23 protein-coding genes and 2 tRNA genes are annotated in these 22,105 nt (G+C 64.9%); 14 read left to right on the forward strand and 11 right to left on the reverse strand.

All coding sequences use genetic code 11. The annotated features are described in order from the left end of the window. From JHC57_RS13525 to JHC57_RS13550, 6 genes are all read left to right on the forward strand, one after another. The coding region (locus tag JHC57_RS13525; RefSeq protein ID WP_294030592.1) for a cbb3-type cytochrome c oxidase subunit I at positions 1–743 on the forward strand (743 nt) is incomplete at its 5' end. A 4-nt stretch (positions 744–747) separates the two neighbouring features. Beyond that, positions 748–1,374: a cytochrome o ubiquinol oxidase subunit III gene (cyoC, locus tag JHC57_RS13530; RefSeq protein WP_294030593.1), complete on the forward strand. Its 627-nt coding sequence runs from the start codon at positions 748–750 to the stop codon at positions 1,372–1,374. Continuing rightward, positions 1,371–1,757 carry a cytochrome o ubiquinol oxidase subunit IV gene (cyoD, locus tag JHC57_RS13535; RefSeq protein WP_294030594.1) on the forward strand — a complete coding sequence of 129 codons (387 nt, stop codon included), beginning with the start codon at positions 1,371–1,373 and terminating at the stop codon, positions 1,755–1,757. Before cyoC ends, cyoD begins: the two co-directional genes overlap by 4 nt. Beyond that, entirely contained in the window at positions 1,754–2,455 is a 702-nt protein-coding gene (locus tag JHC57_RS13540; RefSeq protein ID WP_294030595.1) for an SURF1 family protein, read from the forward strand. The genes cyoD and JHC57_RS13540 overlap by 4 nt, the downstream gene beginning before the upstream one ends. After that, positions 2,455–3,762, forward strand: a complete 1,308-nt coding sequence (locus JHC57_RS13545) for an ATP-binding protein (RefSeq protein WP_294030596.1) — start codon at positions 2,455–2,457, stop codon at positions 3,760–3,762. The genes JHC57_RS13540 and JHC57_RS13545 overlap by 1 nt, the downstream gene beginning before the upstream one ends. Further along, entirely contained in the window at positions 3,759–4,292 is a 534-nt protein-coding gene (locus tag JHC57_RS13550) for a response regulator transcription factor (RefSeq protein WP_294030597.1), read from the forward strand. The genes JHC57_RS13545 and JHC57_RS13550 overlap by 4 nt, the downstream gene beginning before the upstream one ends. A 10-nt stretch (positions 4,293–4,302) precedes the next feature. Here the strand turns inward: JHC57_RS13550 and JHC57_RS13555 are convergent, their stop codons facing one another. The 4 genes from JHC57_RS13555 to JHC57_RS13570 form a co-directional block, all read right to left on the reverse strand. Further along, positions 4,303–6,417: a prolyl oligopeptidase family serine peptidase gene (locus JHC57_RS13555; protein WP_294030598.1), complete on the reverse strand. Its 2,115-nt coding sequence runs from the start codon at positions 6,415–6,417 to the stop codon at positions 4,303–4,305. A gap of 74 nt (positions 6,418–6,491) precedes the next feature. Further along, positions 6,492–6,914 (reverse strand): DUF4112 domain-containing protein, encoded by a 423-nt coding sequence (locus JHC57_RS13560; protein WP_294030600.1) that lies wholly within the window; start codon positions 6,912–6,914, stop codon positions 6,492–6,494. A gap of 42 nt (positions 6,915–6,956) precedes the next feature. After that, a complete protein-coding gene (locus tag JHC57_RS13565) occupies positions 6,957–8,462 on the reverse strand; it encodes an ABC transporter substrate-binding protein (protein WP_294030601.1) in 1,506 nt (501 codons plus the stop codon). A gap of 138 nt (positions 8,463–8,600) precedes the next feature. Beyond that, positions 8,601–8,686: transfer RNA gene (locus tag JHC57_RS13570), tRNA-Leu, on the reverse strand. Positions 8,687–8,776: 90 nt separating this feature from the next. Between JHC57_RS13570 and JHC57_RS13575 the strand changes: the two genes are divergently transcribed. Both JHC57_RS13575 and JHC57_RS13580 read left to right on the forward strand, forming a co-directional pair. Next, positions 8,777–9,724, forward strand: coding sequence for an ABC transporter ATP-binding protein (locus JHC57_RS13575; RefSeq protein WP_294030602.1), 948 nt, complete (start codon positions 8,777–8,779; stop codon positions 9,722–9,724). After that, positions 9,721–10,488 (forward strand): ABC transporter permease, encoded by a 768-nt coding sequence (locus JHC57_RS13580; RefSeq protein WP_294030604.1) that lies wholly within the window; start codon positions 9,721–9,723, stop codon positions 10,486–10,488. Before JHC57_RS13575 ends, JHC57_RS13580 begins: the two co-directional genes overlap by 4 nt. Before the next feature lie 29 nt (positions 10,489–10,517). On the opposite strand, the gene JHC57_RS13585 is transcribed toward JHC57_RS13580, so the two are convergent. The 4 genes from JHC57_RS13585 to aroA all read right to left on the reverse strand — a co-directional run bounded on the left by JHC57_RS13585 (position 10,518) and on the right by aroA (position 14,949). Further along, positions 10,518–10,796, reverse strand: a complete 279-nt coding sequence (locus JHC57_RS13585; RefSeq protein WP_294030606.1) for an integration host factor subunit beta — start codon at positions 10,794–10,796, stop codon at positions 10,518–10,520. A 209-nt stretch (positions 10,797–11,005) separates the two neighbouring features. Next, positions 11,006–12,718, reverse strand: coding sequence for a 30S ribosomal protein S1 (rpsA, locus tag JHC57_RS13590; protein WP_294030607.1), 1,713 nt, complete (start codon positions 12,716–12,718; stop codon positions 11,006–11,008). 276 nt (positions 12,719–12,994) lie between these two features. Beyond that, positions 12,995–13,624 carry a d(CMP) kinase gene (locus JHC57_RS13595; protein WP_294030608.1) on the reverse strand — a complete coding sequence of 210 codons (630 nt, stop codon included), beginning with the start codon at positions 13,622–13,624 and terminating at the stop codon, positions 12,995–12,997. Further along, positions 13,621–14,949, reverse strand: a complete 1,329-nt coding sequence (gene aroA / locus JHC57_RS13600; protein WP_294030609.1) for a 3-phosphoshikimate 1-carboxyvinyltransferase — start codon at positions 14,947–14,949, stop codon at positions 13,621–13,623. Before aroA ends, JHC57_RS13595 begins: the two co-directional genes overlap by 4 nt. Positions 14,950–15,074: 125 nt before the next feature. Here aroA and JHC57_RS13605 point away from each other — a divergent pair, with 125 nt between their 5' ends. Together JHC57_RS13605 and JHC57_RS13610 are read left to right on the forward strand one after the other, a co-directional pair. After that, positions 15,075–15,401 carry a TIGR02300 family protein gene (locus JHC57_RS13605; RefSeq protein WP_294030610.1) on the forward strand — a complete coding sequence of 109 codons (327 nt, stop codon included), beginning with the start codon at positions 15,075–15,077 and terminating at the stop codon, positions 15,399–15,401. Positions 15,402–15,535: 134 nt separating this feature from the next. Next, positions 15,536–15,611, forward strand: a tRNA-Ala gene (locus tag JHC57_RS13610). A gap of 51 nt (positions 15,612–15,662) precedes the next feature. On the opposite strand, the gene JHC57_RS13615 is transcribed toward JHC57_RS13610, so the two are convergent. Beyond that, entirely contained in the window at positions 15,663–16,109 is a 447-nt protein-coding gene (locus tag JHC57_RS13615; RefSeq protein ID WP_294030612.1) for an Rrf2 family transcriptional regulator, read from the reverse strand. A gap of 152 nt (positions 16,110–16,261) precedes the next feature. Between JHC57_RS13615 and JHC57_RS13620 the strand changes: the two genes are divergently transcribed. The 3 genes from JHC57_RS13620 (at position 16,262) to JHC57_RS13630 (ending at position 18,234) form a co-directional block, all read left to right on the forward strand. Continuing rightward, positions 16,262–16,819 (forward strand): hypothetical protein, encoded by a 558-nt coding sequence (locus JHC57_RS13620; RefSeq protein WP_294030613.1) that lies wholly within the window; start codon positions 16,262–16,264, stop codon positions 16,817–16,819. Further along, positions 16,816–17,523, forward strand: a complete 708-nt coding sequence (locus tag JHC57_RS13625; RefSeq protein WP_294030614.1) for a hypothetical protein — start codon at positions 16,816–16,818, stop codon at positions 17,521–17,523. The genes JHC57_RS13620 and JHC57_RS13625 overlap by 4 nt, the downstream gene beginning before the upstream one ends. Before the next feature lie 108 nt (positions 17,524–17,631). Continuing rightward, positions 17,632–18,234, forward strand: coding sequence for an HD domain-containing protein (locus JHC57_RS13630; protein WP_294030615.1), 603 nt, complete (start codon positions 17,632–17,634; stop codon positions 18,232–18,234). A gap of 90 nt (positions 18,235–18,324) precedes the next feature. On the opposite strand, the gene JHC57_RS13635 is transcribed toward JHC57_RS13630, so the two are convergent. Next, positions 18,325–19,131, reverse strand: coding sequence for an enoyl-CoA hydratase-related protein (locus JHC57_RS13635; protein ID WP_294030616.1), 807 nt, complete (start codon positions 19,129–19,131; stop codon positions 18,325–18,327). Between the two features lie 245 nt (positions 19,132–19,376). Beyond that, the gene (locus JHC57_RS13640) at positions 19,377–20,246 is read right to left on the reverse strand and encodes an OmpA family protein (protein ID WP_294030618.1); all 870 of its coding nucleotides are present in this window, start codon (positions 20,244–20,246) and stop codon (positions 19,377–19,379) included. A 382-nt stretch (positions 20,247–20,628) separates the two neighbouring features. Between JHC57_RS13640 and JHC57_RS13645 the strand changes: the two genes are divergently transcribed. Next, positions 20,629–22,029 (forward strand): amino acid permease, encoded by a 1,401-nt coding sequence (locus tag JHC57_RS13645; RefSeq protein WP_294030620.1) that lies wholly within the window; start codon positions 20,629–20,631, stop codon positions 22,027–22,029. Positions 22,030–22,105: the final 76 nt, after the last annotated feature.

Raw genomic sequence — 22,105 nt, forward strand, 5'->3', positions numbered from 1 at the left:
TGCACAACTCGCTGTTCCTGATCGCGCATTTCCACAATGTGATCATCGGCGGCGTATTGTTCGGCCTGTTCGCGGCGATCAACTACTGGTGGCCGAAGGCCTTCGGCTTCAAGCTCGACGTCTTCTGGGGCAAGATCAGCTTCTGGTGCTGGGTCGTCGGTTTCTGGGTCGCCTTCACGCCGCTCTATATCCTCGGCCTGATGGGTGTGACGCGCCGGATGCGTGTGTTCGACGACCCGAGCCTGCAGATCTGGTTCGTGATCGCCGGCATCGGTGCGCTGATCGTCGCCGCGGGAATCGGCGCGATGCTGGTCCAGTTCGCGGTGAGCATCTGGCGCCGCAACGAACTGCGCGAGGAAAGCGGCGATCCGTGGGACGGCCGCACGCTCGAATGGGCGACCAGTTCGCCGCCGCCCGACTATAATTTCGCCTTCACGCCGGTGATCCACGACCTCGACGCGTGGTACGACATGAAGTCGCGCGGGCATCAGCGGCCGGTGGACGGCTATCGCGACATCCGCATGCCGAGCAACACCGGCACGGGGATGATCCTGTCGGGCTTCTGCCTGGTGATGGGTTTCGCGCTGGTCTGGCACATCTGGTGGCTCGTCGCGCTGAGCTTTGCCGCGACGATCGTCGGCGCGATCCATCACACCTTCAACTACAAGCGCGATTTCGACATTCCGGCGGCGACCGTCACCGCGGTCGAGGACGCGCGCACCCGCCAGCTGGCCGGAGCCTGATGCGATGAGTGCCAAGACGATAACCGCCGACGAAGCCGTCCAGTTCTACGACCTCGACGAGCATGCGCATCCCGAGGGGCACAGCACGATGCTGGGCTTCTGGATCTACCTGATGAGCGACTGCCTCATCTTCGCGATCCTTTTCGCCTGCTATGCCGTGCTCGGCGGCAGCTATGCCGCGGGGCCGGCGCCGAAGGACCTGTTCGACCTCAAGCTCATCGCGCTCAACACCGCGATGCTGCTCTTCTCGTCGATCACCTACGGCTTTGCGGTGCTCCAGATGCAGCAGGGCAGGGTGAAGGGCGTCCAGCTCTGGCTTGCGGTCACGGCGCTCTTCGGTCTCGCGTTCCTCGGGATCGAACTCTACGAATTCCACCACCTGATCGAGATCGGCGCGGGGCCGCAGCGCAGCGCCTTCCTGTCGAGCTTCTTCACGCTGGTCGGCACCCACGGGCTGCACGTGACCTTCGGTATCATCTGGCTGGTGACGCTGATGTTCCAGTTGTCGAAGCATGGGCTGATCGCCGCGAACAAGCGCCGCGTGATGTGCCTCAGCATGTTCTGGCACTTCCTCGACGTCGTGTGGATCGGCGTCTTCACCTTTGTCTATCTGATGGGAGTGCTGCGATGAGCGCCGATCCTCACGCTGCGCACGGTCACGACGAGATCGAGATGCCGCACGCGTCGATGCGCGATTATGTCATCGGTTTTGTGCTGTCGGTCATCCTGACCGCCATCCCCTTCTGGCTGGTGATGACGATGCCGCTCACCCCCGGCGTGACGGGTGCGGTCATCATGGGTTTCGCGGTCGTGCAGATCGTCGTCCACATGGTCTTCTTCCTCCACATGACGCCGAAGGCCGAGGGCGGGTGGTCGCTGACCTCGCTGATCTTCACGATCATCGTCGTGGTGATCATGCTCGCGGGCTCGCTGTGGGTGATGCATCACCTCAACACCAATATGATGCCCATGCCGCACGAGCCCACCAGCCAGATGACGGGGCAGATCCCGTGACACGTGCCCGCCGCGCGGCCTTTGCCGCGGCGGCGCTGATCGCGGCGATCGGCCTCGCGGCGCTCGGCGTCTGGCAGCTCGAGCGCCGCATCTGGAAGCATGAGCTGGCGGCGGCGGTCGACGCGCGCATCCACGCTGCGCCGGTCGCCGCGCCGGGGCCGGGTGAATGGAACAGGGTCGATGCGAAGACCGATGCCTATCGGCGGATTACCGCGACGGGTGTCTTCCGGCATGATCGCGAGACGCTCGTTCAGGCGGTGACCGACCGCGGTCCGGGTTTCTGGGTGCTGACGCCGCTCGAAACGCCGGGGTTCACGCTGCTCGTCAATCGCGGTTTCGTGCCCAGGGACCGGCGCGCGCCGGAAGCGCGTGCTGCGGGCAATCTCCCCGGGCCGGTCACGGTGGCCGGGCTGCTCCGCGTCACCGAGCCGGGCGGCGCCTTTCTGCGCACGAACGATCCTGCCGCCGACCGATGGTTTTCGCGCGACGTCGCGACGATCGCGAAGGCGCGGGGGCTCGGCAAGACGGCGCCCTATTTCGTCGATGCCGACGCGTCGCCGAACCCCGGCGGCTATCCGGTCGGCGGGCTGACCGTCGTGCGCTTTCCCGACAATCATATGGTCTATGCGCTGACCTGGTTCGCGCTCTGTGCGCTCAGCCTCTTTTTTGCGTGGCGGCTGTGGCGTATTCGCGATTGATGACCAGCCCGACGATCCCGCCGGCAACGCCTGCCAGAGCTCCTGCCGGCCGCCGCAACATGACGCTGCTGATCCAGCTCCGCTGGCTCGCGGTCGGAGGGCAACTCGCCACGATCGGGATCGTCAGCGGGCCGATGGGCATTTCGCTGCCACGCGCGCCTTTGCTCGCCGCGATTCTCGTCCTGATCGCTATCAACTTCGCAAGCGCCGCCTTGCTCCGTCGTGGCCGCGGGGTGACCAATGCCGAACTCACCGCGGCGCTGCTGTTCGACGTCGCGGCGCTCGGCTGGCAACTGCATCATAGTGGTGGGCTCGCCAATCCCTTCGCGTCGCTCTTCCTGCTGCAAGTCGTGATCGGCGCGATCCTGCTCACGCCGCGCTCGTCGTGGGCGATCGTCGTGGCGGCGCTTGCCGCGCTCGCGGCGCTGCGTGTCGATCCGACGCCGCTTGTCCTGCCGCCACCCTATGCCGCAGATCCGATGAAGCTCTATCTCCAGGGCAGCTTCGTCTGCTTCCTGCTGATCGCGGTGCTGCTCGTCGCCTTCGTCACGCGGATCAGCCGCAATCTGCGCGACAGCGATGCGGCGCTTGCAGCGAGCCGCCAGCGCGCCGCCGAGGAGGATCATATCGTGCGCATGGGTCTGCTCGCATCGGGCGCGGCGCACGAGCTCGGCACGCCGCTCTCGACGCTGTCGGTCCTGATCGGCGACTGGAAGACGGAGCCGCGCCTCGCGAACGATCGCGAGATGCAGGAGGACCTGGCCGACATGGATGCCGCAGTGCAGCGCTGCAAGGCGATCGTCAGCGGTATCCTGATGTCGGCGGGTGAGGCGCGCGGCGAGGCGCCGCAACTGACGACGATGCGCGCCTTTCTCACCGACATCGTCAGCGGATCGCGCGTATTGCGGCGTCCGGGGACGGTCGAGTTCAACGACCGCTTCGGTGCCGACGTCGCGATCGTTTCGGATCCGGCACTGCGGCAGGTGATCGACAATGTGATGGACAATGCCGCCGAGGTGTCGCCCGACTGGGTCGGCGTCACCGCGACGCGCGACGGCGACATGGCGGTGATCGAGATCGCCGATCGCGGGCCGGGATTCAGTGACGAGATGCTTGCGAATTTCGGCCAGCCCTATCGGTCGACCAAGGGGCGTCCCGGTGGCGGGCTGGGGCTGTTCCTGCTCGTCAATGTGCTCCGCAAGCTTGGCGGCGGCGCAACGGTTGCGAACCGTGACGCGGGGGGCGCCTTGGTACGGATCACGCTGCCGATCTCGGCGATCGCGCGGCCCGAAGGAGAAAAGGCGTGAGCGAGCAGCGGCAACTGCTGATCGTCGAGGATGACGAGGCGTTCGCGCGGACGCTGAAACGCTCGTTCGAGCGGCGCGGCTATATCGTGCAGGTGGCGCACAGTCCCGAGGAAATGGACGCGCACTTGCAGGCGTTCCTCCCGGGCTATGCGGTCGTCGACCTGAAGCTCGGCAGCGCCTCGGGGCTCGCGTGCGTCCAGACGCTGCGCGCGCTCGATCCGGCGATGCGGATCGTCGTGCTCACCGGCTTTGCGAGCATCGCCACCGCGGTCGAGGCGATCAAGCTCGGTGCCTCCTATTATCTCGCCAAACCGTCGAACACCGACGATATCGAAGCGGCGTTCGAACGATCGGAGGGCAATATCGAGGCGCCGCTCGACGCACGGCCCTCGTCGATCAAGACCGTCGAGTGGGAGCATATCCACCAGACTTTGGTCGAAACCGATTTCAACATCTCGGAGACCGCGCGCCGGCTGGGGATGCACCGGCGCACGCTGGCGCGAAAGCTCGAGAAGCGGCAAATCCGCTAGACGGGCAGCCCTATTTCCTCTCGACCAGTTCGCGCTGCAGGAAGCCGTGGAGCATCGCAGCGCGCACGGCATCCTCGGCATGGTCGGCGCCGACCGAATGGCCGCCCTCGATATATTCGTGATAATAGACGCGGTTGCCGTTCTCTATCAGCCGCGCGGCAAATTTGCGCGCGTGGCCGGGGTGGACGCGGTCGTCCTTGGTCGACAGGTAGAGGAAGATCGGCGGATATTTCACGCCCTTGCGGATGTTGTGATAGGGCGAATATTTCGATAGGAAGGCCCAATCCTCGGGCACATCGGGATCGCCATATTCGGCGACCCATGAGGCGCCGGCGAGCATCTTGTCGTAGCGCCACATATCCTTGATCGGCGAGCCCGAGATCACCGCCCCGTAAAGGTCGGGGCGCTGCGTCATCGCCGCGCCGACGAGAACGCCGCCGTTCGAGCGGCCCGAGATCGCGATCTTGCCCTTTGCGCTGATCCCGGTCCTGACCAGATCCTCGGCGACGGCGTGGAGATCGTCGAAGCTGTTCTGCCGCTTCTCGCGCAGCGCCGCCTGGTGCCATGCCGGGCCATATTCGCCGCCGCCGCGGATATTGGCGAGGACATAGGCGTTGCCATCCTCGACCCAGAACAGCCCGAGCGGGCCGGCGCGATAGGGCTGACCGGTGAGGTAGCCCGGCGTCTGCGCCGCGCGGAAACCGCCATAGGCGTGGATAAGCGCGGGGACGGGCGCTTCGCTGTCCGATTTCTTGCGGACGAGGAAATAGGGGATCTTGGTGCCATCCTTCGACGTCGCGAACCGCTTTTCCACCAGCATGTTCTTCGCGTCGAAGGTCGCGGGCAGGCTCTGCACCGCTTTCGGCGCGCCGGTTTCGGCAGCGGCGTAGAGCGTCGGCGGCATCAGCATCGTCTCGGCGGTCGCGAGCACGATGTCGCGCTTGCCGATCGTGCCGGCGATCGTCACCGTTGCCTTCTCGGCGAGCGGAACCTCCTTCTGACTCCATTTTCCGGTCGCGGGATCGCGGCGCAGCGCGAAGAGCTTGCCCTCGACATCGTCGAGCGCCTTGACCCACAGGATATTGTCGGTCGCGGCGACATCTTCGATCGCCTGCGACTTCGTCGGGGTCATCGCGGTGACGATCGGCACCTTGCGGTCGGCCGACATATCCTCGATCGACAGCGAAACGAGCGAGCCCGCCGGGATGTTCGCCCAGTCCTGATTGAGGAAGATGACGAGTTGTCCGTCGACGATGTCGCGGATGCTCGCGGTATCGGGAATGATCGTCGAAATATAGCGCGAGGCGTCGATGTTCGGCAGCATATAGTCGGCGGTGTAGAAGGTCTTGCCGCGGCTGATCATCGGCCAGCGCTTGTCGCCGTCGACGAGCGCGAAGACGTTCATTCCGACATCCTCATGCTCGCCCTCGGCCAGCGTTTCGGCGGCCGAAAGCGGCGTTCCGCGCTTCCAGCGCTTGACGATGCGCGGATAGCCCGACGCGGTCATGCTGCCTTCGCCATAATCGGTCGCGACGAGCAAGGTGTCGGCGTCCTCCCATGTCACGCTGCTCTTCGCCTGCGGCAGCGCGAAGCCGCCTTCCACGAAGCTTTTCGTCGTGCGGTCCCATTCGCGCACGACATCGGCGTCGGTGCCGCCGGGGCTCAGCGAGACGAGGCAGCGCTTGTAGTCGGGCGCGAGGCAGTCGGCGCCGTGCCAGACCCAGCTCTGCTTCTCCGTCTTGCCGAGCGCATCGACATCGATGAGCGTCGTCCATACGGGCTTGCCCGCGAGCCAGGTGTCGAGCGGGCTCTGGCGCCAGATGCCGCGCGGATTGTTCGCGTCGCGCCAGAAATTGGAAATGGTGTCGCCCATCACTTCGCCAGGTTCGGCGATCTGGCGGTCGTCGTCGAGGATTTCGCGTGCGCGCTTTCGGTCCGCCTCGAAGCCGGGGCGAGCGGTGATCAGCCTGTCGGTTGCCGCATTTTCCTTCCTGACCCACTCGAGTGCCTTCGCGCCTTCGATATCCTCGAGCCAGAGATACGGGTCCTTGTCCTCGGGCGCGGCGGCCGCGACGGCGGTCGCGGAACAGCTGAGGGCAAGCGCGGCAAGGCTGGCGCGGATCATTCGAAAGTCTCCCCTGGGGTGTGGTGTCGCTGTGCTAGCAGCATTACACACCCCGAGGGAAGACGGCGAAGCGCCTATTGGTCGATGATGATCGTGCCCGGATGATGCTTGTCGAGATGCTTCTTGATGATCCTGAGATTGCGTGTGTTCGACCGGAAGAAAAAGTCGAAGGCGTCGCCGACGAGCGGGACCGCGCCGAGCGCGGTATCGACGCCGAGATTGCCGATCATGCGCCAGATCTTCCATTTCGGCATACCGAGGTTGCGCGCTTCCCATATCAGGTAGGCGCCCATCGTCGCGGCGATCACGTCACCCACCACGGGCACGAGGCCGACGATCGCGTCGAGACCGACGGGGCGGTTGATCCCCGGAATGACGAAGCTGCGTTCGAGCAGGATTTCGAGTGTCTCGACGCGCTTGCGCAGCGCGGCGGGATCGGTCCGGTTCTGGATCAGCGCGTCGAAGATCGCATCGGGATTGGGGGTCGAAGGGGCCATCGGGGTCCTTTCAAAAGCGCCCGAACTTGAAGCGCCACTGTATTAGTTAGGTAAGGCGATCAGATGATTCAATGGGTGTTGCGCGCGGCCGTTGGCGCGCAGGCCTGTGAGACGCTGCGATGCGACCGACCAGCGCAGCGGGGTCGCAAGCGGGATGAAGGGGGCATAGCGCGCGAGTACGGCTTCGGCCTCGCGCAGCTGCACCCGGCGCTGACCGGCATCGATATTGGCGGTCGCCTGATCGATCAGATCCTGCGCCTCGCGATTGCAGAGCGTGTCGCGGCGGCACGACAGGCGGCGCAGCGCCCATATCGCATCGTCGTTGGGCGCGACCTCGTCGATAAGGCGGAGGTCGGCGGCCGACGCCATGTTGACGCGGCGGCTGGGCACGCCGATCGCGGCGAAGTCGGCCGACACATAGGCGAAGAGGATGCGCCCGCCCGGCGAATCGGGGACGGCAATGCGCAGCGGCTCGATCTCGCGGCCGGCGCCGCGCCACGCGTCGACCGCGCGCTTCGCCTGCGCGATGCGCGAGGCTTCGTCATAATCGGCCCAAGCCGGCATGAGCGGGGCAGGGCCGCCGTCGCGCGCGTATAGCGCCGGGCGTAATGTGACCTGCGGCTGCCATTCGGTGAGGCCGAACGCCTCGACGAGCCGTTCGCGGCGGATGGCGCGGACGAGCGCGTCGCGGTTTGTATCGGTTGCCAGAAATCCCTCGGCGCGGACGAAGGACAGGCCGAAAAGGCCGGGGACCGGATCGACGACGAGGCGCGAGCGGCCAACGTTCGACGCGACGAAATAGGGAAGCGTCGAAAAACGGCCGCCGAGCACGCCGTCGGCATAGCCATTCTTGAATCGCGCGAGCGCGCCCTGCGGCGTCGTGCCGGTAAGTTCGATCGAAGAGGCGGGGTCGTTGGCGGCTGCTTCGGCGGCTTCGGGGTCCTCGGCGAGCGGGTCGGGGACGGGCGAAAGCAGCACCGCTTGGCCGATCTTGCGCGCGCGCATCGGGCCCCACCCCATCCCCCGGTTGACGATCGCCATCGACGGCTGCGCGAGCAATTCGAGGAGCGCGGGCTGCGGCACCGCGAGCCGGATTTCGATGACGGTGTCGGTCATCGCCTTGATCGTCTCGATCTCCGGAAAATCGCTCTTGAGCATATGCCGGCTGGCGGGAGCGAGGTAGGAGCGCAGGATTGCCGCGACATCCTCGGCGGTCACCTTGCGCCCGTTGCTCCATTTCGCCTCGCGAAGGCGGAAGATATAGCTGCGTCCGTCGGTGGTGACGGTCCAGCGGTCGGCAAGCCCGGTGTCGATCTGTCCCTCGCCATCATAGCTGATGAGGCCCTGCGACGTGGCGTCGAGCAGCGCGGCGTTGGCACCCGACAGTTCGCCGGCCAAAGGCGTCGCCGAAGGATTGAGTGTGCCGATCGCCGCAATCCTGACGGGGCCGCGTTCGCCGAACAGGCCGCAGCTCGACAGCGGCAGCGCAAGGCCCGCGACCGCCGCCATCCATGCCGCGGTGCGTCCGAATCTGCCTGTTCCCGTCATTCCGCGCCTTGTCCCTTGTCCTGTGCAGGCCAATCATAACCATGTGCCGCGAAACCGGAATAGGGCTATCGCAACATCGGGGGAAGGCATGGGCCGGAAAGGCGAGGCCGATGCCATCGCCCGCGCCCGACGGCGGGCTGGTGCGGACGGCGGGACTTGAACCCGCATGACACTGGGCCGGCAGATTTTAAGTCTGCTGCGTCTACCGATTTCGCCACGTCCGCATGCCGCTGAGGGTCAAGCCGATGGGCGGATGGAGGTCAAGCGATGTTTGCCGCTTCACGCGGTGCGGTCGCTCGGCTAGACGGCGTGGCATGACAGCTGTCCTCGAAATTTCCGGCCTCGGAAAAACCTACAAGAGCGGTCACACAGCGCTGAGCGACGTCGACCTCACCATCAACAAGGGCGAGATTTTCGCGCTGCTCGGGCCGAACGGCGCGGGCAAGACGACGATGATCAGCATCGTCTGCGGAATCGTCACCGCCAGCAGCGGGACGGTGACCGTCGGCGGGCACGATCATGCGCGCGATTATCGCGCGGCGCGGACGATGATCGGGCTGGTGCCGCAGGAATTGCACACCGACGCGTTCGAGACGGTGATGACGACGGTCAGCTTTTCGCGCGGATTGTTCGGCAAGCCCAAGGACCCGGCGTTCATCGAGCAATTGCTGCGCGACCTGTCACTCTGGGACAAGCGCGCCTCGAAGATCATGGAATTGTCGGGCGGCATGAAGCGCCGCGTGATGATCGCGAAAGCGCTGAGCCACGAGCCGGAAATCCTGTTCCTCGACGAACCGACCGCGGGCGTCGACGTCGAGCTGCGCCGCGACATGTGGAACATGGTGCGCGGGCTGCGCGAACGCGGCGTCACCATCATCCTCACCACGCATTATATCGAGGAAGCCGAGGAAATGGCCGACCGCGTGGGTGTGATCAGCCATGGCAAGCTGATCCTCGTCGAGGAGAAGAACGCGCTGATCAAGAAGCTCGGCCGCAAGACGCTGACGCTCAATCTCGCCGAGCCGCTCGCGGCCATTCCCGACGATCTGGCACAGTGGAAGCTGGTACTCGCGGGCGACGGCAACGAGCTGATCTATGAATTCGACAGTCAGGCCGAAGCGACCGGCGTGCCGTCGCTGCTTCGCCGGATGAGCGACATCGGTATCGGCTTCAAGGATCTGCATACGAAACAGAGCTCGCTCGAGGATATTTTCGTCGGGCTGGTGCATGAAAACAAGAGCGCGGCAGGAGCGGCGGCATGATTTCGAACCTGCGCGGCATCCGCGCCATCTATCTTTTCGAAATGGCGCGCTTCGGTCGCACCGTCTGGACCAGCCTCGCGCTGCCCGTGATCACCACGGCGCTCTATTTCGTCGTCTTCGGATCGGCGATCGGCAGCCGGATGAGCGAGGTCAGCGACGTCCCCTATGGCGCGTTCATCGTGCCCGGGCTGATGATGCTGACGATGTTCACCGAAAGCATCAGCAACGCCTCCTTCGGCATCTATATGCCCAAATGGACGGGCACGATCTACGAGATGCTGTCGGCGCCGCTGTCGCCGCTGGAGACGGTGATCGCCTATGTCGGCGCCGCGGCGACCAAGTCGGTGATCATCGGATCGATCATCTTCGCGACCGCGCACCTGTTCGTCGACGTGCAGGTCGCGCATCCGCTGCTGATGGCCGCCTTCATGATATTGATGGCGGTGACCTTCTGCCTGTTCGGCTTCATCATCGGCATCTGGGCGCAAAGCTTCGAGCAGCTTCAGGTCATCCCGATGCTGGTCATCTATCCGCTGACCTTTCTGGGCGGCGCCTTCTACTCGCTCGACATGTTGCCGGCAGCGTGGCGGACGGTGACGCTGTTCAACCCCGTCGTCTATCTGATCAGCGGCTTTCGCTGGACCTTCTTCGGCAAGGGCGACGTCGGGATCGAGATCAGCATGGGCGCAGTGACGCTGTTCCTGGCGCTGTGCCTCGGCGTGATCTTCTGGATGTTCCGCACCGGATACCGGCTCAAGAACTGATGACGGACCGGGCGCCGCGGCGCCCGGTTCTAGCCGTTCAAACGCTCGCGCATTTCCTTGCCGGGTTTGAAATAGGGCACATTTTTCGCCTTCACGTCGACGGCCGCCCCCGTGCGGGGGTTTCGGCCGGTGCGTGATTCGCGCGCGCGGGTCGAGAAGGCGCCGAAACCGCGCAGTTCGACACGCCCGCCCGCAGCGAGCTGGTCGACGATGGAGTCGAAGAAGGTGTCGATGATACGCTCGACTTCCTCGAGCCGCAAATCGCTGTTTTCGCTCGCGATCTTTTGAACCAGTTCTGACCGGATCATGTGCTTCCCCTATTGTATACAGTCACGCTTCTCCCGCCGGAGCGGGCATCCGGTCGTTGCCGGTCCTTGTGCGTGAGACCCCTCCCAACGCGCGAAGGAAGGTATCACGAATCACTGTCCGGTCAAAATATATCACCGCAAAGAAAAAGGCCCGCAGAGGGACACTCTGCGGGCCTTTTCTGTTGCCTTGCGGCAGGAGGACGAAATTATCAGTCCTTCTTGCCGGCCTTCAGCGCTTCGCCGAGGATGTCGCCGAGCGATGCACCCGAGTCCGACGAACCGTACTGCGCGACGGCTTCCTTCTCTTCGGCGATCTGCATCGCCTTGACCGAGAAGTTCGGCTTTTTCGAACGGTCGAAGCCAATGACCATCGCATCGAACTTCTGGCCGACCTGATAACGCTCGGCGCGCTGTTCGTCGCGGTCGCGGCCGAGGTCGGCGCGCTTGATGAAGCCGGTGGCACCATCTTCGCCGGCCTGGACTTCGAGGCCGTTGTCGCGGACTTCGAGGACCGAGACGGTGACGATGTCGTTCTTCTTCAGCGAACCGGCTGCGGCAACGCCGCCGCCGACGGCCGGAGCACCCTTTTCAAGCTGCTTGATGCCGAGGCTGATGCGTTCCTTCTCGACGTCGACGTCGAGAACGACGACCTGCACGGCCTCGCCCTTGCGGTGGAGGTGCAGCGCTTCCTCGCCCGAGATGCCCCACGCGATGTCCGACATGTGAACCATGCCGTCGACGTCGCCCGGCAGGCCGACGAACAGGCCGAATTCGGTCGCGTTCTTGACTTCGCCCTCGACGACCGAGCCGACCGGGTGAGCCTCTGCAAAGGCGCCCCAGGGGTTCGACTGGGCCTGCTTGAGGCCGAGCGAGATGCGGCGCTTGTCGCTGTCGACTTCGAGGACGATGACGTCGACTTCCTGGCTCGTCGAGACGATCTTGCCGGGGTGGACGTTCTTCTTGACCCACGACATTTCGCTGACGTGGACCAGGCCTTCGATGCCGGCTTCGAGTTCGACGAACGCACCGTAGTCGGTGATGTTGGTGACGGTGCCCGACAGCTTCGCACCGACGGGGTACTTGGCGGCGACGCCTTCCCATGGATCGCTTTCGAGCTGCTTCATGCCGAGGCTGATGCGCTGCGTGTCGCGGTTGATGCGGATGATCTGGACGCGGACGGTGTCACCGATGTTGATGACTTCGCTCGGGTGGTTGACGCGCTTGTAGCTCATGTCGGTGACATGGAGCAGGCCGTCGATACCGCCGAGGTCGACGAACGCACCATAATCGGTGATGTTCTTGACCGCGCCTTCGATGATCTGACCTTCTTCGAGGTTCTGGATCAGGCCCGAACGCTGTTCGGCGCGCGTTTCCTCAAGGATGGCGCGGCGCGACACGACGATATTGCCGCGGCGACGATCCATCTTGAGGATCTGGAAGGGCTGCGGCAGGTCCATGAGCGGGCCGACGTCGCGCACGGGGCGGATGTCGACCTGCGAACCCGGAAGGAACGCCACGGCGCCGCCGAGATCGACGGTGAAGCCGCCCTTGACGCGGCCGAAGATGACGCCTTCGACGCGGGCTTCCTTGTTGAATTCTTCTTCGAGGCGGTCCCACGCGGCTTCGCGGCGAGCACGGTCGCGCGACAGCATGGTTTCGCCATTGGCGTTTTCGACGCGGTCGACATAGACTTCGACTTCGTCGCCGACGTTGATGTCGGCCTTCTGGCCCGGCATCGCGAATTCGCGAAGCGGCACGCGGCCTTCGCTCTTCAGGCCGATGTCGATTACTGCCAGGTCGTTTTCGATCGCGGTCACGGTGCCCTTGACGACGCGGCCTTCAAAGCCGCCATCAGCACCACCCAGCGATTCGTCGAGCATCGCGGCGAAATCGTCGCGCGACGGAAAAGCCGTAGAGGCCATAGAGTGTCTTCCTTACTTCATTTGTTCCGGCCAAGCGGTTGGTTCCGCTGGTCTTGTGGCCGATCCGTCCTGCCCGCCGGATGCGGAGCAAGACATCCTTCAGACCTTCTGCGGAACGAGGCGTGGGCAAAGCAAAATGGGCGCGAAGGGTGAACCCCTGCGCGCCCGACGCTCAGATTCGAGCGGCGGCTTGTCCGTGCCTCGACCGGCAGAATGCCCGTCGGACGGCGCGCATATAGTGCGAGCCCCCCGCAAAAGCAAGGCGGAAAGCCGGTTTCAGGGGCGCGCCTTGCGGCGCTCCTCGACGAAGGCGAGCGCGGCGGCGAGCGCGGCGTCGCGGTCCATGTCGGTGTTGTCGAGCAGCATCGCGTCGGACGCGCGCATCAGCGGCGCGTCGGCGCGGCCGGTGTCGCGCGCGTCGCGCGCGTGCACGTCGGCGAGCACCGCGTCGAAGCTGATGTCGACGCCGCGCGCGCGCATCTCGGCATGGCGCCGCCGGGCGCGCTCCTCGGGGCTGGCGGTCACGAACAGTTTCGCGTCGGCATGCGGCGCGATGACGGTGCCGATGTCGCGCCCGTCGAGAACGGCGCCGCCGGGCTGGTTCGCGAAGTCGACCTGGCGCTGGAACAGCGCGGCGCGCACCGCGGGATGGACCGAGGCGCGGCTGGCGAGGCTGCCCGTGCTTTCGAAGCGCAAGGCCGGATCGTCGAGCAGGCTGTCCGGAAAGTCGCAGGCGGCGAGCGCGTCGGCGGCGTTGTCGGGGTCGCCGTGATTGAGCTGCGTCTGGTAACCGACGGCGCGATAGAGGAGACCGGTGTCGAGCACGGGCAGGCCGAAATGGGCGGCGAGCTGGCGTGCGAGCGTGCCCTTGCCCGACGCGGTGGGGCCGTCGACCGCGATGATCACCGCTGCAAGCCCGCTAGGAGGGCTTCGAAGTTGGGGAAGCTCGTCGCGACAGGGGCGATGTCGTCGATCGTAACCGGCGCCGTGCTGACGAGGCCGGCGACCGCGAAGCTCATGCAGATGCGGTGATCGAGGTGACCGGCGATGGTGGCGCCGCCGGGAAGCGGGTCGCCGCCGGTGCCGTCGATGACGAGACCGTCCTCGCGTTCCTCGACACGTGCACCGATGGCTTTGAGGCCGGTCGCCATGACCGAAAGGCGGTCGCTTTCCTTGACGCGCAGTTCGTCGAGGCCGGTCGTCACCGTGCGGCCCCCGGCGAGCGCGGCGGCGACGAACAGGATCGGGAATTCGTCGATCATGCTCGGCGCGACCGCGGGATCGATGTCGATACCCTTGAGCATGCTGTGGCGGACGTGAAGGTCGGCGACGGGCTCGCCGCCGACTTCACGCGCATCGAGGAGTTCGATGTCGCCGCCCATCTGTTTCAGTACCTCGACGAGGCCCGCGCGCGTCGGGTTGAGGCCGACGTTGGCGATGACGACGTCCGATCCCGGAACGAGCAGCGCCGCGACGATGAAGAAGGCGGCCGACGAAGGATCGCCGGGAACGACGATCGTCTGCGGTTTCAGCTCGGCCTCGCCGTGGATGCGGATGTGACGCGTGCCGTCGGCGCCGGTTTCGACGGTGAGGTCGGCGCCGAAGCCCTTGAGCATGCGTTCGCTGTGGTCGCGTGTCGGCACGGGTTCGATCACTTCGGTGATGCCCGGCGTGTTCAGGCCCGCGAGCAGGACGGCGCTCTTCACTTGCGCGGATGCGACGGGCAGGCGGTAGGAGAGGGGGATGGCGGGGGCGAGGCCGCGCACCATCAGCGGCAGGCGGCCTCCGGGGGAGGCGCCGATATCGGCGCCCATCTGGCTGAGCGGATCGATCACACGGCCCATCGGCCGGCCCGACAGGCTGGCGTCGCCGATGAAGGTCGCGGTGATCGGGTGGCTGGCGACGAGACCCATGAGCAAGCGCGTCGAGGTGCCGCTGTTGCCCATGTCGAGCGCCCCCTGCGGTTGGAGCAGTCCGCCGACCCCGACGCCGTCGACCACCCATTCGCCGTCGTCGCGACGCTCGATCGCCGCGCCCATCGCGCGCATCGCGGCGGCGGTCGCGAGCACGTCATGCCCTTCGAGCAGTCCGGTGACGCGGCTTTCACCGACTGCGAGCGCCGAGAGCATCAGCGAGCGGTGCGAGATGCTCTTGTCACCCGGGATCGCGATCCTACCTTGCAGCGGAACGGAAGCGGAAAAGGCGCGCGGCGTGGCGGTTTGATCGGTCATGGCGTGCGGCTTTTGACAGCGGGCTTGCAATCTGGCAAGGCGCACGCCGATTTGACGGATAGCTATTCAGATACCGTCGTTCTTCCGATATTTCTATCCTGTTTCCAGAAGGTTACGAGGCATTTATGATCAAGGCTGAATGGGGCACGAAGCGCAGCTGCCCGAAATGCGCCACCCGATTCTATGATTTGACCAAGGACGATCCGGTAAGCTGCATCAACTGCGGCTATAACTGGATTCCGGAATCGGTGCTGAAATCGAAGCAGCCGATGCCGTTCGAGGAAGTCGAAAAGCCGGGCAAGGTCGCGAAGGAGGATGTTGCGGCCGACGAGGATCTGGATCTGGACGTCGATGTCGACGAGGACAGCGATTCGCCGGACAACGACGTTGACCTCGGCGGCGACGACGATCTGGGCGTGGCCACGGGCGACGACGAGGACGACGAAAGCTGATAATTTCGATGCGGGGCCAAAAAAGACATCGAAAGATGATTTGGCCCCTTGCATCACCCGATGGCGCTGCTAAAGGCGGCGTCCCGGTCGCAGCAGCCAGGAAGACTGGCCGGCGCGACACGATGAAATGGCACGGGGCCTTAGCTCAGCTGGGAGAGCGCCTGCATGGCATGCAGGAGGTCAGCGGTTCGATCCCGCTAGGCTCCACCATTCAAAAAGGCCCGCGAAAGCGGGCCTTTTTTGTTGCGCCGACGGCAGGAGCTATTCGGCGGCTTCGTCCTTGTCGAACAGCGGCGCCAATTCGATGGGATCGGCCAGCGTGATGCGGTCGAGGATCGCCGCGGTGTCGTCGCGGACCCGGAGCATCAGGCTGCGTAGCCGGCATTCGGATTCGGGCAGGCAATTCTTGCAATGTTCATGCGCGTTGCGCGCCGCGCAGGGAACGAGCGCGAGCGACCCGCGCGTCAGCCGGACGAGGTCGCCGTAGCTGATGTCGATCGGCGGGAGCGCGAGCTGATAGCCGCCGTCGCGTCCGCGCTGCGAAATCAGCAGGCCCTCGCGCGCCATTTCCGACAGGATCACGGTCAGGAATTTGGGCGGGATATTCTGCGCGTCCGCAATATCCGCAAGCTGGACCTGCCCCTTGCCCCAATGGTCTGCGAGGTGCTGAAATGCGCGGATCGTATAGCGGGTCTTTTGCGAGAGCATGGCGGCGTTACTGTGACATATTCAGGCTTAATTCAACCTGTCTGGATGACATAAGTTGCGAGGTTGATGAAAATCACAGCGAGTGGCATGAACCACCGATAAAAGGGTCGCGGGACAGCCCGGTTGCGGGCGCATCAAGGGTGGATTTGATGATGCGGAAAATATTGGCGACCCCGGCCGTGCTTGCGGCCTGCCTGCTGGCGGTAGCTCCGGCGCAGGCGCAGTTCGGCGGTCTGCTGCGCAAGGTGACGACGCCGGCGCCGAAGCCGAGCGAGGACAGCAGCGGCGGGTGCCCCAAAGGGAAGAAGGGCAACAGCATCGGCCGCAATATATTGGGCAATGTGATCAACGACGCGGTCGGCGACGCGGCGAGCAAGGCCGGCGTCTACTCCTATGTACCGATTTCGGAGGTCAGCGGGACATTGACCGACGCGATCGCCTGCCGCCTCGACCCGGCCGAACAGGTCCAGGCGGCGGCGGCGACCGAGGAGGTGACACGCGGCGAAGAGATCGGCGCGACCGCGAACTGGACCAGCGAGACGCGCGAGAATGTCAGCGGATCGTCGACGGTGGTCGCGCGCAACGACGAGGCCGGCGGGCGGCGCTGCATGAGCGTTACCGACTTCATCATCGTCGAGGGCGAGGAAACGCGCGTAACCAAGCGAATGTGCAAGGAGCCGGGGCAAACGCGCTATGTGGTCGCGGCATGAAACGGCTCGCGCGCCTTGCGCTGGGCGCCGCCGCGCTCCTCGCGCTCGGCGCCAAGCCGGCGATGGACCCGGTCAACCCGACCTGTCCGCTCAATCCGGGCTGGTCGACCAATCCGCAGATGCAATTCACCTACTTCGAGCAGAACGGGTGGAAAATCATCAAGGGCGAAGGGCGCATCGACAAGGACGTCGTGCCGCGGCTCAAGGCGGTGCTTGCCAAGCATCCGGGTCTCGATGAGATTTGGCTGAGCTCACCGGGCGGCGATGCGCGGGCGGGCAACGAAGCGGGACGTCTGATCCGCGACACGCTGGACGTGATCACGCGAATCCCTTCGGGCTGGGCCTGCTACAGCGCGTGCAACTTCATGTTCATGGGCGGCAGGTCGCGCACGATCGATCCCGGCGGACAGTTCATCGTCCATATGTTCACGCGAACCGGCGATCGCAGCACGATCGACTACAGCGTCGCCATGGGAACCGACGCGACCACCGAACTGATCGGCGAGATCGAGCAGGACGCGGCGCAACTCGCAAGCGAAGACAACGACTTCATGATCCGCATGTTCCTCTCGCGCGAGCTTCTCACCGATATCATGTACAAGCAGAAGGCGGTGAAGGGCAGCGGCCCCGACAAGTCGACCCGTCGCTGCCTTACCACGGAAGAGGCTCTCAAATACGGGGTCGTGAACGCGACTTTCGATTAGGACTTCTATCCTGTCGCATCGGAGGCGCTTCAAGGCTCCGGCCCGCAAGAGCAATCGTTGCAAATGACAACGAATCGGATAGGCTCGCCTCGACAAGGAGAGGCTGCCATGAACGACATGACGCACGAGCATGCGACATTCCGCTCGATGATCGACGGGACACAGGAAGACTGGGACATCATCGCGCGCGAGCAAAAGGAGTTCGCGCCGAACAATGGCAAGCGCATTCTCGAACATCTGAAGCTGCTCGGCGGCGATTATGGCGGCTTTCCGGTCGACCGTCTCGAACATTGCCTGCAGACCGCGACGCGGGCGCACAGGGACGGGCGCGACGAGGAATATGTCGTGATGGCGCTGCTCCACGACATCGGCGACACGCTTGGCGCGTTCAATCATCCCGATGTCGCGGCGGCGATCCTCAAGCCCTTCCTGTCAGAGGAAAATCTGTGGATCGTCCAGCATCACGGCATTTTTCAGGGGCATTATTTCTTTCACTATCTCGGGCTCGACCGCGACATGCGCGATCAGTTCCGCGATCATCCCCATTATGCAGCGTGCGCCGAATTCTGCGAGAAATATGACGCGCCGGCGTTCGACCCCGATTACGACAGCGAGCCGCTCGAATTTTTCGAGCCGATGGTGATGCGCCTCTGCTCCTATCCGCGCACCAGCATCTACAAGAAGGTGATGGTCGAGGAATCGGCGGAGTAGTTACCCACTCTTGCTCGTCACCCCGGCGCAGGCCGGGGTCTCGACGGTGAGATCCCGGCCTGCGCCGGGATGACGCATGGCTGGGAGCGTTTACTTCCCCTTGAATTCGGTCTTGCGCTTCTGCTGGAACGCCATGATGCCTTCCATCGCATCGGCGGTGCCGCCCGCGATGAACTGGCCTTTGGCCTCGGCGTCGAGCGTCGTCGCGAAATCCTGTGTCAGCCCGTCGCGCAGCACCTTGCGCATCGTGCCGAGCGCCACCGTCGGGCCGTTGGCGAGGCGCGCCGCGAGCGCCTTCGCCTCGCTCATCAAATCGGCGTCCTCGACGCATTTATAGATCATGCCCCAGTCGGCCGCCTGTTCGGCGCCGATCTTTTCGCCGAGCATCATCATCTGCAGAGCGCGCGGCACGCCGATCAGGCGCGGCAGCAGCCACGACGAACCGCCGTCGGGGACGAGGCCGATGTTGACGAAGGCCTGGAGGAAATAGGCGCTCTTGCCCGCGATGGTGAAGTCGCCCGACAGCGCGAAGCTGCACCCGACGCCCGCCGCCGGGCCGTTGACCGCGACGACGACGGGGATGTCGAGATTGGCGAGCGCGAGCAGCATCGGATTATAGTGGCCGCGCAGCGCATTGCGGCTCCGCGCGCCGCCGCTGACCGCACCGCCGGCCGAGCGGTCACCCGCCAGGTCGGCCCCCGAACAGAAACCGCGGCCCTCGCCGGTGATCAGCAGCGCGCGCGCGCCGAGACCCGGCAAATGGTCGAGCGCCTCGCGAATGTCGTCCGCCATCGCGGGCGGCATCGAATTCAGCCGCTCGGGACGGTTGAGCGTGATCGTCGCGACATTGTCGGCGATTTCGAGCCTGATCGTGTCGAAGGTCGGAAGGTCGGTCATGGGGAAGAATCCTCTCGCGGCAGCTTTACCTTTACGTTCACGTAAAGTTGTGACCGATTTGCCGGGGGAGTGCAAGAGGCAACGGCGCCCGGGAGCGGCGCGGGCACGAGCCGAAAGGGCATGGATCGGAAAAAAGCGCCCCGCCTGCCTGAGGTGGGGCGCCAATCCGGTCTCAACCCTGTAGGTCTTGTCAGGAAAGGCGGGGGTGGGCCGAAACCCGCCCCGCGCTTCCCGGAGACGGTCTCTTAAAGGCCGTCGAGGCCCTTGCTGACCATGATATTCACCGCAACGCGGCGATTCTGGGCCTTGCCTTCGGGCGTGTTGTTGTCCGCGGCCGGATCGGCCTCGGCCATGCCGGTCGGGGTCAGCATGCGATAGGGCTTCCAGCCGCACGCTTGCTGGAGGTAATTCACGACGCGGCTGGCACGCTTTTCGCTGAGTTCCTGGTTGAACTCCTGGCTACCCGTTGAATCGGTGTAGCCGACGACCAGCAACAGTGCGTTGTCCATCCCGTCCGCCTGCGTCGCCGCGGCGCAGAGGTCGGCCTTGCCCTGCTCGGAGAGCACGGCCTTGCCGACGTCGAAGTTCACGTTGGTCGTGCCCTTGATGTTATACTGGTCGATATCGCCGACGCGGCCGCGCAGCGCTTCGGTCGCCGCCGTCTGTTCGGCAAAGCGCTGGTCGGTGCCGGTACGGATCATCGACGCGGTGCGGAGATCCTTGCTCTTGAGCGCGATCTGGTTCGCGACCAGTCCACCGTCCCACTGCAGCGTGTCGACGGTCACGGGCAGGCCATTGAGCAGTTGATTGGACGCGAGCTTGTCGCGGCTGAGGCCGAGGAAGCCGCCGCTGCTCTTGATCTTCGTATAGTCGGCGATCGCGATGGTCGTGTTGCTGCCATCGGCGGTCGTTACCTGCATCCGGCCGTCGGTGCGCGCCGAGATGATGCCTTCGACCTTGGGACCCTTGGTCATCTGTTCGGGCGAAGGCAGCGTGCCGACCACGGTCGCCATGACATCGCCACCGGATGTGTCTTCCTGCTGCGCTGCTACCGCCGGCGCGGCAAGCATGGCCAGCATCAACAACATCCCCGAACTCTTGGAAACGGCACCCATACACTACTCCTTCAATGAGACACCCGCCCCCGCAGGTCAGGGCCCGCGCGTTCGCGTGACCCGTTCTGGCACATGAATACTCATGGCGACGCCGAAAGTTGCGCCGTTCGTCGGCCGAAGTGCACGGCAAGCCGATAAGGCCGTGACGCAAAAGCTTTATTTTTTGCCCCTGTGTAATTTTACTGCAGCGGAAATTCGGCGCCTTCGGGTCGGAACAGGCCGATGTCGGGAGCGAGCCGGATCGGGCTTGCCGGCAAGATTTGCGATCATCGCAGCATGGCCGAACCGCCGCTTCGCCTTTCCCGATCCGTGGCTTGCGCCGGCCGCCGGTGGCCTTACAAGCGGCGCAAGGCAAAGCATGACGCCCGAGGGGAACCTACGAATGACCGACAGCCTGTTCCGCCGCAAGCCGATCGTCCCGGAGCCGCAGGAAGGGGGACAGGCGCTCGCGCGAACGCTCGGCTGGCCGCACCTGATCGCGCTTGGCGTCGGCGCGATCGTCGGCACGGGGATTTTGACGCTGATCGGCGTCGGTGCCGACAAGGCGGGACCCGCGGTGATCCTTTCCTTCGCGATCGCGGGCCTGATCTGCGCGTGCGCTGCGCTCGCCTATGCCGAAATGGCGACGATGATCCCCGCGTCGGGGAGTGCCTATACCTATAGTTATGTCGTGATCGGCGAACTGCTCGCGTGGATCGTCGGATGGAGCCTGATTCTCGAATATTCGCTCGTCGTCAGCGCGGTCGCGGTCGGCTGGTCGGGCTATGCCGCGCCGCTGCTCGAAGCTTGGGCGGGGTTCCCGATGGCGCTGATGCAGGGCCCCGAACTCGGGGGTATCGTCAATCTGCCGGCGATCGCGATCATCGCGGTCGTGGCAGGGCTGTTGCTCGTCGGTACGCGTGAGAGCGCGACGCTCAACGCGATCCTCGTGCTGGTGAAGATTGTCGCGCTTGTTGTCTTTGTGGCGGTGGCGCTGCCCGCTTTCAACGCCGCCAATCTCGAACCTTTCAGCCCCTACGGCTTTGCCAAGCATGTTGGCCCCGACGGCGTCGAGCGCGGCGTGATGGCCGCGGCGGCGATCATCTTTTTCGCCTTCTATGGCTTCGACGCGATCGCGACCGCGGCCGAGGAAGCGAAGAACCCCGATCGCGACCTCAAGATCGGGATCGTGGGGTCGATGTTCGCCTGCGTACTCATCTATGTCGCCGTCGCCGTCGCCGCGGTCGGCGCGATCGTCTACACGCGTTTCGCCAACAGCCCCGAACCGCTGGCGCTGATCCTGCGCGAACTCGGCAGCCCGCTCGCGGCGCAATATCTTGCGGTCTCGGCCATCATCGCGCTGCCGACGGTCATTCTCGCCTTTTTCTATGGACAGAGCCGCATTTTCTTCACGATGGCGCGCGACGGCCTGCTGCCCGCGGGCCTCGCCAAGCTGTCGGCGCGCGGCACGCCGGTGCGCATCACCATCTTCACCGCGCTGGTCGTTGCGGTCCTCGCGGGCTTCATCCCGCTCGGCGAACTTGCCGCGCTCGCCAACGCCGGCACGCTTGCCGCCTTTACCGCAGTGTCGGTCTGCATGCTGATCATGCGTCGCCGCGCACCCGATGCGCCGCGCACGTTCCGCACGCCATTGCCGTGGGCGGTCGGCGGCATCGCGGTATTCGGCTGCATCTATCTCTTCTTCAGCCTGCCGCTGCAGACCCAGCTCTGGTTCCTGGTCTGGAATGTCGGCGGGCTGGGCGTCTATTTCCTTTACGCGCGCTCGCGCGCGATCATCGCCTGAGGCATCGCTGTCGCCACAATAGGAGAGCGACCGAAAAGCGGTTGCATACAGAGGCTTCACCATGCAGGCTGGGGAC

Origin of the sequence: Sphingopyxis sp., assembly GCF_016463645.1 — a bacterium.
Lineage (GTDB): Bacteria > Pseudomonadota > Alphaproteobacteria > Sphingomonadales > Sphingomonadaceae > Sphingopyxis.